This is a genomic window from Mangrovimonas sp. CR14 (genome assembly GCF_011764015.1).
GTDB lineage: Bacteria > Bacteroidota > Bacteroidia > Flavobacteriales > Flavobacteriaceae > Mangrovimonas > Mangrovimonas futianensis.
The window spans coordinates 120678-137618 of record NZ_JAAFZY010000002.1 but is presented as its reverse complement, the minus strand read 5'-3'; the positions used below and the strand labels follow the sequence as shown (position 1 = coordinate 137618).

At 36.9% G+C, this 16941-nt stretch carries 19 protein-coding genes and 1 tRNA gene; 8 read left to right on the top strand and 12 right to left on the bottom strand.

Annotated features, from left to right (window positions below; translation table 11 throughout):
- Nucleotides 1-10 precede the first annotated feature (10 nt).
- Nucleotides 11-83: transfer RNA gene (locus GZ212_RS03930), tRNA-Gly, on the top strand.
- Between the two features lie 35 nt (nt 84-118).
- On the opposite strand, the gene pepE is transcribed toward GZ212_RS03930, so the two are convergent.
- Nucleotides 119-826, bottom strand: a complete 708-nt coding sequence (pepE, locus tag GZ212_RS03925) for a dipeptidase PepE (RefSeq protein ID WP_166957464.1) — start codon at nt 824-826, stop codon at nt 119-121.
- 116 nt (nt 827-942) lie between these two features.
- Here pepE and GZ212_RS03920 point away from each other — a divergent pair, with 116 nt between their 5' ends.
- From GZ212_RS03920 to GZ212_RS03900, 5 genes are all read left to right on the top strand, one after another.
- Complete coding sequence (locus GZ212_RS03920; RefSeq protein ID WP_166957462.1) at nt 943-1737, top strand: carboxypeptidase-like regulatory domain-containing protein; 795 nt, start codon at nt 943-945, stop codon at nt 1735-1737.
- Nucleotides 1700-2494 (top strand): carboxypeptidase-like regulatory domain-containing protein, encoded by a 795-nt coding sequence (locus GZ212_RS03915; protein WP_232633131.1) that lies wholly within the window; start codon nt 1700-1702, stop codon nt 2492-2494. The genes GZ212_RS03920 and GZ212_RS03915 overlap by 38 nt, the downstream gene beginning before the upstream one ends.
- Nucleotides 2495-2530: 36 nt before the next feature.
- Nucleotides 2531-3031 carry a DUF6702 family protein gene (locus tag GZ212_RS03910; RefSeq protein ID WP_166957460.1) on the top strand — a complete coding sequence of 167 codons (501 nt, stop codon included), beginning with the start codon at nt 2531-2533 and terminating at the stop codon, nt 3029-3031.
- A 73-nt stretch (nt 3032-3104) separates the two neighbouring features.
- On the top strand, nt 3105-5417 hold the full coding sequence (locus GZ212_RS03905; protein WP_166957458.1) for a M1 family metallopeptidase: 2313 nt from the start codon (nt 3105-3107) through the stop codon (nt 5415-5417).
- Between the two features lie 76 nt (nt 5418-5493).
- On the top strand, nt 5494-5778 hold the full coding sequence (locus GZ212_RS03900) for a twin-arginine translocase TatA/TatE family subunit (RefSeq protein ID WP_157492138.1): 285 nt from the start codon (nt 5494-5496) through the stop codon (nt 5776-5778).
- Between the two features lie 12 nt (nt 5779-5790).
- On the opposite strand, the gene GZ212_RS03895 is transcribed toward GZ212_RS03900, so the two are convergent.
- From GZ212_RS03895 to GZ212_RS03865, 7 genes are all read right to left on the bottom strand, one after another.
- Nucleotides 5791-6222 (bottom strand): redoxin domain-containing protein, encoded by a 432-nt coding sequence (locus GZ212_RS03895; RefSeq protein WP_166957456.1) that lies wholly within the window; start codon nt 6220-6222, stop codon nt 5791-5793.
- A gap of 3 nt (nt 6223-6225) precedes the next feature.
- Nucleotides 6226-6867: an O-methyltransferase gene (locus tag GZ212_RS03890; protein WP_166957454.1), complete on the bottom strand. Its 642-nt coding sequence runs from the start codon at nt 6865-6867 to the stop codon at nt 6226-6228.
- 1 nt (nt 6868) lies between these two features.
- Nucleotides 6869-7951: an amidohydrolase family protein gene (locus GZ212_RS03885; protein WP_053971434.1), complete on the bottom strand. Its 1083-nt coding sequence runs from the start codon at nt 7949-7951 to the stop codon at nt 6869-6871.
- A 21-nt stretch (nt 7952-7972) separates the two neighbouring features.
- Nucleotides 7973-8509, bottom strand: coding sequence for a 3-hydroxyanthranilate 3,4-dioxygenase (locus tag GZ212_RS03880; RefSeq protein WP_166957452.1), 537 nt, complete (start codon nt 8507-8509; stop codon nt 7973-7975).
- Nucleotides 8510-8600: 91 nt separating this feature from the next.
- Nucleotides 8601-9383, bottom strand: coding sequence for an SDR family oxidoreductase (locus GZ212_RS03875; RefSeq protein ID WP_166957450.1), 783 nt, complete (start codon nt 9381-9383; stop codon nt 8601-8603).
- Nucleotides 9384-9431: 48 nt separating this feature from the next.
- Nucleotides 9432-9743: a GIY-YIG nuclease family protein gene (locus GZ212_RS03870; RefSeq protein WP_166957448.1), complete on the bottom strand. Its 312-nt coding sequence runs from the start codon at nt 9741-9743 to the stop codon at nt 9432-9434.
- A 38-nt stretch (nt 9744-9781) separates the two neighbouring features.
- A complete protein-coding gene (locus GZ212_RS03865; RefSeq protein WP_166957446.1) occupies nt 9782-11224 on the bottom strand; it encodes an aldehyde dehydrogenase in 1443 nt (480 codons plus the stop codon).
- Between the two features lie 104 nt (nt 11225-11328).
- Between GZ212_RS03865 and GZ212_RS03860 the strand changes: the two genes are divergently transcribed.
- Nucleotides 11329-11679 carry a hypothetical protein gene (locus tag GZ212_RS03860; protein ID WP_166957444.1) on the top strand — a complete coding sequence of 117 codons (351 nt, stop codon included), beginning with the start codon at nt 11329-11331 and terminating at the stop codon, nt 11677-11679.
- Nucleotides 11680-11698: 19 nt separating this feature from the next.
- Here the strand turns inward: GZ212_RS03860 and GZ212_RS03855 are convergent, their stop codons facing one another.
- From GZ212_RS03855 to kynU, 4 genes are read right to left on the bottom strand one after another with little or no spacing between them, the layout of a single operon-like run.
- Nucleotides 11699-12364, bottom strand: coding sequence for a hypothetical protein (locus tag GZ212_RS03855; RefSeq protein WP_166957442.1), 666 nt, complete (start codon nt 12362-12364; stop codon nt 11699-11701).
- A gap of 3 nt (nt 12365-12367) precedes the next feature.
- Nucleotides 12368-12775 carry a RidA family protein gene (locus GZ212_RS03850; protein ID WP_166957440.1) on the bottom strand — a complete coding sequence of 136 codons (408 nt, stop codon included), beginning with the start codon at nt 12773-12775 and terminating at the stop codon, nt 12368-12370.
- 4 nt (nt 12776-12779) lie between these two features.
- Nucleotides 12780-14174, bottom strand: a complete 1395-nt coding sequence (locus GZ212_RS03845; protein WP_166957438.1) for an NAD(P)/FAD-dependent oxidoreductase — start codon at nt 14172-14174, stop codon at nt 12780-12782.
- Entirely contained in the window at nt 14167-15438 is a 1272-nt protein-coding gene (gene kynU / locus GZ212_RS03840) for a kynureninase (protein ID WP_166957436.1), read from the bottom strand. The genes GZ212_RS03845 and kynU overlap by 8 nt, the downstream gene beginning before the upstream one ends.
- 297 nt (nt 15439-15735) lie before the next feature.
- Here kynU and GZ212_RS03835 point away from each other — a divergent pair, with 297 nt between their 5' ends.
- On the top strand, nt 15736-16542 hold the full coding sequence (locus tag GZ212_RS03835; RefSeq protein ID WP_166957434.1) for a bifunctional 2-polyprenyl-6-hydroxyphenol methylase/3-demethylubiquinol 3-O-methyltransferase UbiG: 807 nt from the start codon (nt 15736-15738) through the stop codon (nt 16540-16542).
- Nucleotides 16543-16941: the final 399 nt, after the last annotated feature.

The following is a 16941-nucleotide window of genomic DNA, read 5'->3' as shown; positions in this document are numbered from 1 at the left end:
AACTGCAATCGCGGGAGTAGCTCAGTTGGTAGAGCGTCAGCCTTCCAAGCTGAATGTCGCCGGTTCGAACCCGGTCTCCCGCTCAAAAAAAGTCTCACATTTGTGAGACTTTTTTTATTTATTTCAGGTTGTTTAATGATGATCCCGTTTCTATTTCATAAGGGGTTTTTCCGCACTCAAATACCCTGCCTGTTAATTCACCTTTTAAGGTAATATTCTCGTTTTCGATGTGTAGCCAACTGCCTTCCCTTAAACCAACCACCGGCTGCGTATTAAATTGATGGAATTCTTTGATTCTGGTTTCTCGAGTTTCGCCCATGTGTTTATCTCCAGGTACGGGATCTAAGTAATGAGGGTTTAAGTTAAAAGGAACCATACCTAACGTTTTAAAACTTGGCGGGTAAACAATTGGCATATCATTGGTGGTGTTCATGGTTAACCCACAAATGTTGCTTCCTGCGCTAGTTCCTAAATATTTTGTTCCTTTGAAAAGGGCATCCCTTATAGGTTCGATTAACTGGTTTTTGTATAATTGGTTTACCAAAACAAAGGTGTTTCCGCCCCCTGTAAAAATAGCCTCGGCATTTTTTACTGCTTCAATAGGGTTATTATACGTGTGGATCCCCGTTATGTTTTTCCCAATTTTTGAAAAGCCCTTTTGTGCAATTTCAGTATATGCATCATGACTGATGCCTCCCGGTCTGGCATAAGGTATAAACAAGATGTTCGTTATATTTTTAAAAAACACTTCAAGTTCTGGATGCAGGTATTCCAAATAGCCACTCCCATGAATGGTTGAAGTGCTAGCCATTATAATTTGTTTCATTTTGTGTTGTTTTTTGTAAAGGTAGACAATATCAGGTTTAACAAAAGTTTATTATCTTAATAGGATAATATTCATTTGAAAAATAGTTCCTTTAATAAAAACTTTAAAGCGATCTCATGAAACAACTTTTACTTTTCACTTTTTTTTTAATCACTATTTCAACTTTTTCACAAGGTGTCATTAGAAAGGAAATTACCGGCCAAGTGGTTTCCAATGATAATGATGTAGAAGGTGTAACCATTTATAATAAATCTACTTCCAAAGGAACTATAACAGATCAGTTTGGGGAGTTTACCTTGTTAATGGGAGAGGGTGATATAATAGAGATATCGGCACTTCAATATACTCCAGTATCCTTTCCTGTAGCCAAAGAGACCATGATTACAGGTGTTTTGAAGATTTGGCTAACCGAGCAGGTCAATAGTTTGAATGAGGTCTATGTCTTTTCTTCGGAACTGACGGGTAATTTGGGAGTTGATGTAGATAGTGTTAAAGTGATGAAAATTGACCCCTTGGGGAATTTGACTTTAGGAGATGTGAGGAACATGAATTTCCCAACAGATCATTTAACCAAAGTAGATAATTTCATAACCAGACAAGGTCAATTTTACAATGGCGTTGATTTTGCGGCCCTATTAAGTGTGTTTTTTAAGAAAAAATCCAAGCCACTTCCTAAACACCAGGAACTGAAGAGAGAAGATCAAATTGTTGATATTTCTGAAAAATATACCCATGCGTTTATAACCCAACAGTTTCATATTCCCGAGGATCAAATAGAAGCTTTTTATTCCTTCTGCTATGAAAAGGGATTTGATGCCGATTTGTTGAAGGATGAAAATGAGGTAGAGCTGATTGAGTATATGGTGAAAATGAGTGAAAAGTTCAGAGGTTTGGGTAATGGGGAAGATTGATGTAATCTTTTTTATTGTCATTTTTCTTTCTGCCAATGTTCTGTTCTCTCAGGAAGTGCTGTTATCAGGTAGGGTTACTTCAAATGAGGATGTAGAAAATATCCATGTAATTAATAAAACTTCAAGTAGGTTTACTATTACCAATGAAAAAGGCGAGTTTCAAATATCTGTGAAACTCCATGATACCATATTGCTTTCTTCCCTACTACATCACCCAAAGGAGTTTGTGGTCTACCAAAAGATGATGGAAGAAGGAATTGTGGAGGTTTCATTGACTAAAACAACCTATGAATTGAATGAAGTGGTTCTTGGCAAGATACTAACAGGTGATTTAGGCGATGATGTCTCGGCTGTAGAAGGCGAACCCATCACAGCAAGAAAATTAGGTATACCAAGTTATGAGGGTCCACCTCTTACCCAAAGTGAAAGAAGGCTAAAGGAAGCTACTACTGGGGGAGGATTTGTTCCATTGAACCCTATTCTTAATGCCATATCGGGACGAACAAAAATGCTCAAGAATAGAATTAAGTTGGAACGCCGAGATGACCTAATGTATGAGATAAGAAGAAGTCTTGAAGACAAATTATTTGAAATGGAAGACTTACCAGAAGAAAGGCGTAATGAATTTTTCTACTTTTGTTCCGAAGATGATATCTTTATCCAACGATGTAAAGTGAGTGGTGATATTGAAATTTTAGAAATGCTATTGGTCAAGCTTCAAGAGTTTAAAAAGCAGTGGCAAACTAAAACCGATTAGTTGGAACACTATTTGTAAAGAAGTCAAAAAAATCAAATGAAATTGAAGTACCTAATTATTTTATTCGTGGTGCCGCTTATGGCATTTTCCAGTTTGCATAAATACTATGTAAGTATTACCCAAGTGGAATATGTTCCAGAGAAAAAATCGCTGCAACTTATTTCACGAATTTTTATTGATGACCTAGAAGATGTCCTACAAGCTAGGTATGATGAAAATTTGGTGATGGCCTATAAAAATGAGGATAAGCAAGTAGATCTTTATGTTGAAAAATATATAAGGAGTAAATTTGGAATTAAAATTAACGGCCAAGAGGTACCCTTAAATTACATAGGGAAAGAGTATGAAGATGATATTGCCATCGTTTATTTGGAGGTTGAAAATGTGAAGAAAATTTCCTCTATTGAAATTACCAATTCCGTGCTCTATGATTTGTATGAGGAGCAACAAAATATCATTCGCACGAAAATTAACTCCAAGAATAAATCCTTTATCCTCACTAGAGAAAATGATAAAGCAATGTTAAATTACGATTAAATGTCTCATTTGCATTGATTTTTTGCTATTTTCCGCCGAATTTTTTACCACTAACAAACTTTTCAAAAGAATAATGAAAATCTACAAGTATTTCTTTCTTTCGATGGCTTTTTTATCTGTTCAAGCTTTTGCACAAGAACAGGAACAAGAAAAGCCCGAAACAAAAACCGGTCATACCAATAACAATAAATTTAAGCAATTGTATGACGAATTTTCAACCCCAAATATGTTCAGGACGGCTTCTGGTGCTCCGGGTCCATCCTACTATCAGCAGCAGGCAGATTACAAAATGGACATAACCTTGGATGATGATAAGGCTACAATTTCTGGATTTGAGACGATTACTTATCACAATAATTCTCCAGACGAGTTAACCTATCTATGGGTTCAATTGGATCAAAACATGAGAGCCAAAGATTCTAAAACGCCTTTAATTGAAGGAAGTGGTGTAGCACCTGCTCAACAACCTTCTGGTTTTGTTTCAACTTATATGAAAGAACCTTTTGATGGAGGTTTCAATATCATGGAAGTAAAAGAAGCGGGCGGAAAGGCGTTACAACATACCATTAACAGAACCATGATGCGCGTTGAATTACCAAAGCCTTTAAAATCTGGAGAGAAATTTTCATTTTCAATCAAGTGGTGGTATAATATCAACAATCACGTAGATGGAAGAGGAAGATCTGGATATGAATATTTTGAAAAGGATGATAACCGAGCATATGTTATAGCTCAGTTTTATCCTAGAATGGCCGTTTATAATGATGTAGAAGGTTGGCAAAATTCCCAATTCTGGGGGCGTGATGAATTTGCGTTACCTTTTGGTGATTTTGAAGTGAACATCACCGTTCCAGCCGACCATATTTTGGACGGAACAGGAGAGTTGGTAAACCGTAAGGATGTTTTTACTAAAGAAATGATGAATCGTTATGAAAAGGCTAAAAAGTCTTATGACGAACCAGTGATTATAGTAACTCAAGCAGAAGCAGAAGCTGCTGAAAAGAATAAATCAACCAAGACTAAGACATGGAAGCTTCACGCTAAGAATGTTCGTGATTTTGCTTTCACAACATCCAGAAAATATATCTGGGATATGATGGCTGTTAACATCGGTGGAAAAGACATCATGGCAGTATCTTTATATCCTAAAGAAGGGAATCCGTTATGGGAAGATTGGTCTACCAAAGCTGTGGCTAGTACTTTGAAGTCTTACTCAAGAATGACATTTGATTATCCATACCACAAGGCTATTTCAGTTCATGCTAAGAACCAAGGAATGGAATATCCGATGATTTGTTGGAACTATGGTCGTCCTGATGAAAACGGAAATTATAGTGACCGTACCAAGTATGGAATGATGAGTGTTATTATCCACGAAGTTGGACATAACTTCTTTCCGATGATTGTGAATAGTGATGAGCGTCAATGGACTTGGATGGATGAAGGCTTAAACACATTTACCCAATATGTGGCGGAGCAGGATTTTGGTAAATGGTATCCTGATGCCTTATCAGAAGGAGATGAAACCTATCCATCGAGAAGAGGGCCTGCGGCTAAAATAATCCCTTACATGGGAGGAAATCAAGATTTCATTGCCCCTATAATGACTAAAGGTTTAAATACCTATCAGTTTGGAAGCAATGCTTACAGCAAGCCAGCAACGGCTCTTAATATATTAAGAACGACCATTATGGGCGAGGAATTGTTTGACTATGCCTACAGAACTTATGCGCAAAGATGGATGTTTAAACACCCAACACCAGAAGATTTCTTTAGAACCATGGAAGATGCCTCTGCAGTTGACTTAGACTGGTTTTGGAGAGGTTGGTTCTACACTACAGATTGGGTTGATATAGGAGTTAAGGATGTTAAAAAGTACTATGTGTCTTCTGAGCCAAACAAATATGTTAAAGATATCGTGGCACAAAGAGGAATGAAGATGTCAGATTTACCTCCATTAGTTTACATGGTAGAAGAGGGAAGTGAAGATTATAAGGAAAGTTTAAAGAATGGTTCTGCAGTTGAAAATTCATCTACATTAAAAGAATACCTTATGGACAATTTCACTGCGGATGAAAGAAAGAATATTAATGAACCAAAATATTTCTATTCTATTACATTTGAAAAACCAGGAGGTTTGGTAATGCCTATTATTGTTGAGTATACCTATAGCGATGGAACTTCTAAAACAGAAACATATCCAGCGCAAATATGGAGATACAACGATAAAGAAGTTAGCAAATCTGTGGCTTCTGATAAGGAAATCGTAAAGATTACAGTTGATCCTAACCTGGAAACTGCAGATATAGATACATCAAATAACAGTTGGCCAAAAGAAGTTCAACAAAGTGATTTTGATAAATTTAAAAATCAGGTAAGAGATTAAAAATTAACAAAAGGCCAGTTGAATTAACTGGCCTTTTTAATTTTCATATAATTCATCTTAGTATATTTGCATCGTGATAGCAAGTGCGATTATATTGTTTATAGGTACACCAGAGGTGATTTTCATTCTCTTCATCGTGGTGTTGGTTTTTGGAGCGGATAAAATTCCAGAAGTAGCCAAAGGCTTAGGGAAAGGTATGCGTATGCTTCGAGACGCTTCCAATGATATTAAATCTGAGATTAATAACAGTAGTGATAAGATGGGCATTGATACCAATATCACTAAAGATGTTCAAGACGAACTCAATAAAGTCAAAGACGATCTAGAGGACTTTACAGGCTCAATAAAAAGGAACATGTAGATTTGATTTCTTCTAATCTAAACTCTCCAAAGCATAAAGCAAACGATTTTCAGCATTGGCCTGAGAGCCAAAAACCGAGCGGTATATCGTTTTATCTTTTGTAATTAGTACCCACTGAGGTGTTCCTTCACTTTGGAAAAAATCATAAATCTCATGTGTTTCATCTAAATAGATGGGGAAGGGTAATTCTTTTGAGGTGAATATACTTTTGATGTCTTCTCCAGAGGTTGTTTGAGTACCAAAATTACTGTGAATGCCAATAACAGTTATATTTTTATGCATGTTCTGCAGCTTGTAGGCTAATGGCACAGCTCTTCCAGTGCATCCTAAACATTGGTTGTTATAAAGTAAGAGTAGCAGGTTTTGGTTTTTATAAATTGACAATAAATCCACTGGATTTTGATCAAAGTCTTGAACCACTATCGAATTTAATTGGTTATCCATTATCTAACGCTTTCTACTTATTGTTAAGCCATCACGTATGGGCAAAATAACGGTTTCAACACGAGAATCTTCCTTTAATAGTTGATTGTATTCAACCAATAGTTTTGTTGACGTATCCTTATCATTAATAGGTTCGGCTACTTTGCCACTCCAAAGAACATTATCTGAAAGGATGATACCTCCAGGCCTCAATTTTTCTACAATAGCATGAAAATAATTGATGTAATTTGGTTTGTCGGCATCAATAAAAACCAAATCGAAAGTGTGATCAAGTTCTGGAATGATATCTAAGGCATTTCCTAAATGCTGATAAATTTGTTCTCCAAATGGTGAGGCGTCAAAATACTTCCTTTGAAAATCTACCAGTTCCTCATTTACGTCAATGGTATGTAATTCACCACCCTTGGTTAAGCCTTCAGCCAAACAAAGCGCAGAATATCCTGTATAGGTCCCTATTTCCAATATGTATTTAGGCTGAATTAATTTGGAAAGCATGCTTAAAACCCTTCCTTGGTAGTCCCCACTTAACATTCTTGGTTGTAAAATTTTTTGATGGGTCTCTCTGTTGAGCTTTTGCAGAAGCTCCGGCTCATTTTCAGAGTGCTTTACAACATAGTTGTCAATATGTTCAGGCAGAAAATGCATATTAAGCCAGAATCTTGTTTACTAAATTTTGCTTTTTGACTTCATCATCACCAAATAACCACTGTAATACATTATCCTCCCACATGGCATCCTTTTCAGTTTCGTCGATGATATTCCTCTCAATGGCTAAATCCAAAATTTTCCCTGGATATGAAGATTGGGTAGTGCTTTCCATTTCCCCTAATGGATACGGATCGTCCAAGCCAATTAGCACCTGTTTCGCCGTTTGATTTTTTATCAATAACTGAAGAGAGCCTGTGTCATGTACTAGGGTGTCAAAGAATATGTTTTTATGCCCCACAGCTTTTCTAGGGTGTACTTTACCTTCAAATAAATCATGACGACCATCAAACCCTTGAATACGTCGTCCTAAATTAATCTGGGCCAATTGTCCGCCATGAGCAAAACAAATTCGCATATTTGGATATTTCTCATAGTAACCATTCAAGGTTAGGAAGTGGTAAGCATCTGCGCATTGTGCTAACATCCATATCAAATGAAATCTCCAAGCGGTGTTTTGAAGTTTGATGAATTTCTCACCATCATATGGGTGAATCTCAACAGCCAAATTATATTTGTTGGCTAACTCAAAAATAGGTTCGTTTTCCTCATCAAAAATACAACGCCAAGTTCCAATGGTGTCCATATAATGGGTGGGAAGGCATAATAAGTTCATGCCTAACTCTTCCACACAACGCTCAATTTCCCAGCAAGCACCGCGAACAAATCCAGGGTGAACTACAAATCCACACGTGAATTTACTTGGGTTTTCAGCTTGTATTCTACCATTAAAATCATTTTGAAACCTAAGAGCCTGCTTCATCTCTTCCAAACGCAGACCGTTACCATACAACTGCGACAAGTTGAGCACTACCGCATGATCTATTTTGTAGCGCTCCATCCATTCCAGCTTCTCGTTTAAGAAAAAACTCGAATCGGTTACAGGTCTGCTCCAGTCTTTCTGAAGCATGTATTTTCTGTCTTTGTCAACCCAAAAAATACCTTTATCCTTCATAAATTGAGGAATCTCCTCGGGATAGGGCAATAGGTGAGAATGGCCATTAATTCTTAGTTTGCGTTTCATGTTGGTAGTTGGTAGTAAATATTAGTCTTCTAGTTGTACTTTTTTAGGTGGTTGCATTATTTGCCCACAATTGGGACAGGTTCGCTTACCGGCATCGCCATAGTATTTATCAAAAATTTTGGGCATGTCAGTTTCAATGTTGTCCAATGTAAAATCTTCCTCATACAATTTGGTGGTGCAGTTTTCACAAAACCACAACAAGGCATCTTGAACCCCTTTCTCTCTTGGGTATTCTATAACCAAGCCCACAGTGTTAGCACCACGTTGTGGGGAATGTGGAACTTTTGGAGGCAAAAGAAAAATTTCACCTTCCTTTATGTGAATGTCTTTAGGTTGACCTTGGTCAATAACTTTTAAAACAATATCCCCTTCCACTTGGTAGAAAAACTCAGGAGTTTCATTGTAGTGATAGTCTTTACGGCTGTTAGGCCCACCAACTACCATGACAATAAAGTCGCCATCTTTCCAAACCACTTTATTCCCTACAGGAGGTTTTAACAAGTGACGGTTTTCTTCAATCCATTCTTTGAAATTTATAGGAGAAACTAATTGGCTCATATGTTATTTTTTTGGGCGTGCCCCTTGCGGGTCGGGTTTTTCGCGCTACACGGTAGCTAGCTTCAACCCCTCACGCGGGTTTTGGTTAAATTTACAAACTTTTTGTTCGACCACCATCAACTGGAAGGTTAATTCCGTTGATATAACTGGCGCGAGAACTTGCTAAAAACGTTATGGCATCAGCCAATTCCTCGGGTTGGGCAAAACGTTTGGCTGGCACAGCTTGTTTCATGGCCTCGGCAGCTTCATCTTCACTTTTACCTGTTTTTGCCGATTTATTTTTAATGATTTCCGTCAATCGCTCTGTTCCTGTTGCACCGGGTAGGACATTATTCACCGTGATTCCAAATTGTCCTAACTCATTGGCTAGAGTCTTGCTCCAGTTTGCAACAGCACCACGAATGGTATTGCTCACCCCTAAACCATCCAAAGGTTGTTTTACGGAGGTGGAAATAATGTTTATGATCCTTCCAAAACCAGCTTCTTTCATAAAAGGAACAACCGCTTGTGCCAACACGTGATTGCATTTTAAATGTTGGGTAAAGGCATTTTCAAATTCCTCGAGTTTGGCACTAAATACTGGGCCTCCAGCAGGACCTCCTGTATTATTTACCAAAATATGGAAGCCATGGTTTTGAGTTATAAACGTGTTTACCTTTTCTTGTAGTTCTTCAGGGTTTGAAAAATCAGCAACCAAATAATTGTGCTTGTCTGAATTTGGTAAATCCCTCAGCACTTCTTTTAACTTGGCTTCATTTCGAGCCACTAAAGTGACTGTTGCGCCTTCGTTGGCTAGAGAAATAGCAGTTGCTTTTCCTATACCAGCGGTACTTCCACAAACTAGGGCGTATTTATTATTTAGTTCTAGATTCATTTTCTAAGTTAATTTTTCTTGTCAGGTCGAGCGCAGTCGAGACCTTTCTTAGGGTTTGTATTTGGAATGCGTTGCATTTCGGCATTCAGATAATATTTGAAGTAAATCAAAGTCACCATTTGCCAATGCTAATTTCTTTTTCCTACTCCATGTTTTAATTTTCTTTTCAAAATAGATTGCTTGTTCAATATCATTGAATTCTTGTTGAAAAACTAATTTTAATGGTCTTCTTTTATAAGTGAAGCATTTTGTGTTTAAACCATTTTGATGTTCTTCAAACCTCCTTCCAAGATTATTTGTAACTCCTGTATAAGTTAAATGATCAGAACAAAGTAATATGTAAACATAATAAGTTTCCATTATTTACCTCTCGACTGCGCTCGAGGGGACATACGATTTTAATATTTAATACAAACATTCTTAGGTTCGGTAAAAAAGCGTAAGGCATCAAAGCCGCCTTCACGACCTACACCGCTGGCTTTCACTCCACCAAAGGGTGTACGCAAATCACGTAACATCCATGTGTTAACCCAAACAATTCCAGCCTGCAATTGTTGACTCATTCGCATGGTGCGTTTTAGGTCATTAGTCCAAAGGGTCGAGGAGAGACCATATTTTACCTTATTAGCCATTTGTAAAACTTCATCTTCGGTTTCAAAAGGCATGATAGTTACAACTGGGCCAAAAATTTCTTCTTGATTCACGCGGCATTCATCCGTTTTAACCTCAATGACGGTAGGCTCCAAATAATAGCCATTTTCAAAACCTTCAACAGTTACCTGGGTGCCCCCGCATAGTATGCTTCCGCCTTCTTCTTTGGCAATATCAATGTAGTTTAAAACCTTTTCCATATGGGGTTTGGAAACTAAGGCGCCAATATTGGTGTCTGTCTTTGCAGGATGACCTACTTTCAGGCATTTAACTTTTGCGACAAAATCGGCTTTAAATTGGTCATAAATAGGTTTTTCTACAAAAATTCGGCTTCCGCAAAGGCAAATTTGCCCTTGATTAGCAAATGAAGAACGTACCGTTGTGTTAAGCATATCCTCATAATCACAATCTGCAAAAATGATGTTGGGGTTTTTTCCGCCCAATTCCAACGATAGTTTTTTAAACATCGGGGCTGCTACTCTTGCAATATGGGCGCCAGTTGCCGTACCTCCCGTAAAGGAAATGGCTTTAATGTCTGGATGTTCAATAATGGCTTGACCTGTAGAGGTTCCCAAACCATGAACAATGTTTAGAACTCCCTTAGGTAAACCTGCTTCATTACAAATTTCTCCCAGTAAAAAGGCTGTCATAGGCGTAACTTCGCTGGGTTTGGCAACAACACAATTACCAGCTGCTAATGCAGGGGCAATTTTCCATGTAAATAAATAAAGAGGCAAATTCCATGGGGAAATACAGCCGACAACGCCTATAGGTTGTCTTAGGGTATAATTAATAGCTTGTTGACCTACACTTTCATGACTTTCACTGGCAAATTGCGTAATGGCATTTCCGAAAAAACGAAAATTACTTGCGGCTCTGGGAATGTCTACCGACTTGGCCAAACTTATTGGCTTGCCATTGTCCTTACTTTCAGTTTCTGCAAATCGATCTAGATTGGCCTCCAGTAATTCTGATATTTTAATCAAGATACGGCTCCGTTCTTCCAAGGTCGTTTGCGACCAATTAGGAAAAGCAGATTGGGCTGCTAAATAAGCGTTTTCAACATCTTCTTTAGTTGAATTAGGGATTTGGCCATATACTTCTCCATTGGCTGGACAATAGTTGTCAATCCAATCGTTGGATGAAGGATTATGAAAACTTCCGTTTATATAATTTTGGATTTTTTCCACAAAATATTATAGTTGGTTTGATTCCAAAAGTACAAATAAATTAAGGAAGCTACCCCATGAAAATCCCGTGCATATTTTGTATTTTGGTCTAAGTAATTCGTCTTATGAATGTTGAAAACAGTTTCTCGATTATTCTTTTGACCACTTCTGTATTAATGTTTTTTACAGGTTGGTGGCAAACCAAAAAGCCACCTAAATACCAGGAGGACTTTAAAATGCTTTCTAAATCCAAGCGAGCCGGAAGAAGTCCGGAGCATTGGTATTTTTCCTTAAGCTATGGAGGAAACCTTTACTTAAAATTTGCAGGTATTCTTTTTGGCTTAGGTATATTGGGTTTTTTGTTAAATTTCCAAATGTTGGTTGGTTTTATCCTCGCCATCTCCATTGTTGTTATTGGAGTTGCCGTTATAGGGTTGAAAACGGAAAAGGCTTTAGTTAATAAGTTTGGGAAGTGATACTATCTTTTAGATTGAATTAAGTCCGTCTACTAAAAATTATTTTTTTGAAGATCCATTTATTATTTACTTTTTCGTAAAGAATTCCATGCCGAAAATACCATTTGTTTCCAAGTTCAATATAGGCTTTATTCAATTGTTTGTTAAATACAGGTTTGGTGATCCAAATCTCTTTGTCTTTCTTGATTGAAGCTGTTAGGTTTTTTATTGAATCTTTAGAAACAAGATTTTCCACAATTAGACTATCTTCAATAAAATGATATTTTTTTAAATCCTCCCATTCAATATATTTTATCCCAAAACTTTTTAATTTTCGCATGTCTAGTCTATTCATGCTATCTAATTGTGAGTTTATATGTAATGTGTCATTTTCCTCCAGATGTATTGCTATAAACTTTCCTAACGGAATATTTTCTGGAAAGTTTCTCTCTTCATTTAATTGTAGTCTAGTTTCATCAGATTTAAAATCTCTTTGGCTAATAAAAGGATTTTGGTAATGTTTCAAATTAAAAATTGAGGTGTCAATTAAAACATCTTTTAAAAAATCCAATTGGTAATCTTGGGTTAGTTTAGGATGAGATTTTTTTTGGTTTTCAGTTCTTTCATTTTTGCATGCTGAGAGAAAACAAAATAAAAGAATGATATTTAAAAATATAGATGTATTTATTTTACTTAAAATAATCATCAACTAAGCTTTCTTATAAGCCGTTACCTTGATCTCTACCACCAAATCGGGATGTGGTAATTGATGTACTGCTACCGTAGTTCTTGTTGGGCCTGTTTCTTTCTCAAAGAATTCCCCATAAGCTTTGTTGTAACCAGCAAAATCATTCATATTCACCAAAAAGGTGGTTACATCTACGACATCTTTGATGCTAGCTCCAACGGTTTGAAGATTTCGGTCGATGTTTTTTAAGACCTCACGGGTTTGAACTTCTATATCCAGTTTTTTGGTGTTCATCTCGTCTATCAATTCGACTCCTGCAATTGTGTTGTCTGGTTTCCTAGAACTAGTACCTGAGACAAAAATGAAATCGCCAACTACTTTTACATGCGGATAGGCTCCTCTGGGTGTTACTTTTTTTTCTTCACTCATCGTTTTATGCGTTTTTAGCAATGCGATCTTCTTCTAAAATATGATCGGTTTCTACTTTAACTTTTTCAAAATTGGTTTTTAAATCATCTTCCATATTTAAAGTGCCATCGGCCAACATGTTTAAAATGGCTTTGTCTTGGGCACGTCCCCTCAACATGGCTTCTTGATATCCCATATCTTCATTAAAAGTCACTAGGGAATATTTTGAAGCGTACTCTGGAAATTCTTTTTCCAAAGCCATTTCCAATTTTCGTTTTTCCCTAAAGTTAGGGTGATTGACATGACCTTTCATTTCATGGAAATTGTCAATGGCTAAATCAGCTATGGCGTCGGTGTCCTTTTTGCGTCGGGATTCATAAATTTTAAAGATGGTTTCCCAATTCTTATGTCCTTCTTCCAATACTTGATCTAAGACCGTTACATCCTCAAAGGAAGCATTCATTCCCTGCCCATAAAAAGGAACAATGGCATGAGCTGCATCACCCATCAACAAGGTGTTTCCTTTGTAATGCCAAGGAGAACATTTCACTGTTCCCAAAGGCGATGTAGGGTTTTCAAAAAAGTCTTCAGCCAGATTAGGCATCAATTCCAAAGCATCTTTAAAATATTTACCAAAGAACTCCAAAACGCTTTCTTTGGTTGTTAGGTTGTTGAAATTGTATTCCCCTTCATCATAACTTAAGAACAATGTGACTGTAAAACTGCCATCCAAATTGGGTAAAGCAATAAGCATAAACGATTCACGTCCCCAAATATGCAAAGCATTTTTAAAGGTTTTAAAATCACCATTCTCATTGGGTAAAATAGAAAGTTCCTTATAGCCGTGAGAGAGCCAATTTTGAGAAAAGCTAAAAAGGAATTTTTTACTCAAATAGTAACTTTTTCTCATTGCTGATCCAGCACCGTCAGTCGCGAAAATGACATCGGCATCTTCAACAAACTCAGATTGGCTATTATAATCCTTAAAAGTAGAAGTGGTTTTCTCGAAATCGACAGAAAGGCATTTTTTGTTGAAATGGATGGTAACATTATCATGCTTTTCTGCTTCGTCGAGTAATAATGAGTTCAAGCCACCTCTGGAGATGGAATTGATATATTCCTCTTCGCGCCCGCTGTAAGGGGATAAGATGGTATTCCCTTCCAAATCGTGAAGCATTCTTCCATTCATAGGAATACAAAGTGGCATCACTTTATCTAGAATGCCGACCATGTTCATGGCTTTGATTCCTCGATCTGAAAAGGCTAAATTTATGGATCTGCCGGCACTTATGTCAACTTTGCGCATGTCTGGACGCATTTCCATCACAGTTACATTATAACCTCGTTGACCAAGTCGTAATGCTAAAAGAGAGCCGCAAAGTCCGGCACCAATAATTAGTATGTTTTGTTGTTTATCCATTTAAAATCGATTTAAGATTTTCAACCATTCTGTAAACATCTTCAAACGAATTGTATAATGGCACTGGGGCGCATCTTATCACATCAGGTTCCCGCCAATCTGCAATGACGCCCGATTTGGTAAGTTTATCAAATAGGTTTTTATCAGCATTTTTTACTTGAATGGATAGTTGGCAACCTCTTTCTTTTGGATTCTCAGGAGTAATGATTCTAATGGTGTCTTCACCCAGTTGTTTCAAAAGAAATTCAAAATACCCTGTAAGTTTTTTTGATTTTTCGTTCAAAGCTTCGATGCCTACTTCACCAAAAATATCTAAAGAAGCTTTGATAGCTGCCATAGATAAAATAGGAGGGTTGCTTAATTGCCAACCTTCGGCACCAGGCAACACATCAAATTCATGTCGCATGTTAAAGCGGGTTTGTTTGTTATGACTCCACCATCCTGTAAAGCGATTCAGTGATTTATCATAGGCATGTTTTTCATGCACAAACGCGCCGGCCAAACTTCCTGGGCCAGAATTTAGGTATTTATAGGTACACCAAACTGCAAAATCAGCATCCGAGTCATGAAGCTTTAAATTGACATTTCCAGCACCATGGGCACAATCAAAACCAACAATACAACCATGTTTATGTCCCAAATCTGAAATGCGTTTCATATCAAAAAATTGCCCCGTGTAATAGTTTGTATTTCCAATTAATACAAGTGCAATTTCCTCACCATGTTTATCCAAAAGGCCTTCAAGGTCTTCATATCTCAAAAGTTCTTCACCTTCTCTAGGTTTCCATAAGATAAGCCCATCTTTATCATCATATCCATGATGACGCAATTGGGATTCTACGGCATATTTATCGCTAGGGAAGGCATCACTTTCAATAAGTATTTTATAACGCTTAGCGGTAGGCTTGTAAAACGATACCATCATAAAATGGAGGTTGGCTGTTAAGGTGTTCATGACAACCACCTCAATGGGTTTGGCTCCAACAACCTTGGCCATATTTTCAGTCAGAAATTCATGATAAGGTAACCATGGATTTTTGGCTTCTGTATGTCCTTCTACGCCCAATTGGGCCCAATCATTCAATTCCTGATCAATATATTCTTTGGTGGTTTTTGGTTGAAGCCCTAAAGAGTTACCACATAAATAAACCAGTTCCTTTCCATCTTGATCCGTGGGAATATGGAACTTCTTTCGATAGTCTTTTAGAGGATCATTTTGGTCTTGTTCTTTAGCATAATCAAGACCTAGTTTGTGATTAGTCAATTTGTTTGTGTTTTGATTTCGGTAAAAATAAGAATTCTAATTCAAGCTATGAAGTTTTAGGGGTATCTTAAATTAGGTTTGAAATTTGTATTCATAAAGAAATTACTATAGTTTGGAAACCAGAAATTTGCTTTTATTCTGGTTCTTGGACTAAGGTTTTGAAAGCCAAGAAAGGAAAAAGCGCTTCAACTGATAGTGGAAGCGCTTTTTCGATTTATAGAGACGCGTATTGCGGAATTTTTAAGTTTATTATATTTACGCGTGTATGATGCATTTGGATGATGTAATTCTTTGATTATGGAAGATTTAACAAAATATTTTGAAACTAATAAGAATACCTGGAACAAAAAGGCTGAGGTACATTCTCAAAGTGATATGTATCAATTAAGTGATTTTAAGAAAGGGAAATCTTCATTAAATTCTTATGAACTGGAGGCTTTGGGTGATGTGTCTGGCAAATCATTATTGCATTTGCAATGTCATTTTGGGCAGGATACCTTAAGTTGGAGTAGGTTGGGCGCTAAGTGTATGGGAGTTGATATTAGTGATAAGGCGTTAGAAATCGCAAAGCAACTCAATGATGATTTAAAACTGGATGCAGAGTTTGTCTGTTGCAATGTATTGGATACCTCAAAGTATGTGGCCTCTTTGTTTGATATTATCTTTACGAGTTACGGGGTGATAGGTTGGTTGCCGGATTTAAAACCGTGGGCGATAATGATTGCGGAGCGGTTAAAACCTGGAGGAGTTTTTTATATTGCAGAATTTCATCCCATAGTTTGGATGTTTGACTACTTGGAAAAACCTGCTGTGATGAAGTATGGATACATGCAAAAAGAAACCATCTATGAGGAGTATGAAGGTACCTACGCTGATACAGATTCTGAAATGATTAGCAAAGAATATGGATGGAATCATGGCTTTGGTGAAATCATTAGCTCGCTTGCAGAGGCTGGTTTGAAGATTGAATATTTAAAAGAGCATTATGAAAGTCCTTATGATGTGTTGCCAGATTTAACAGAAACTTCTTCTGGGATGTATGTGGCTAATCATCAATTATATCCATTAATTTTTGAAATAAAAGCATCAAAACCATTGAAATAGGAATTGCTTTTTTAAATGCATTTGTAGTCCTATTTCCTTATTCACGAGTAGTTTAAGCTTTAAAATAGCATTCTGACGTCTTTTTTCGATGGTGTAATAAGGTTTGATTATCTTTAATTAGCTGTTAATCAAATTATAATTTTTTTCTCTCCAATTAATTGATAGTGGTTCAAGCCGCAAACCTCCATGGTTTAATAAACTTCTATTAAACCTCTCAAAATTATCATGTCTTTTCATTGTTGTGGGTACTAACTAGACTTCCAAGGATTGTCTTACTTAAAATTGGTGTTTTATTCCCCGGTCTAATTGACTTGGCCTCATGCTATTAATCAATTAAATCTCTTTTCCAATGAAAAAACACGACTACTCAAGCAAAAATGCTCCCCAAAAATTAAATCT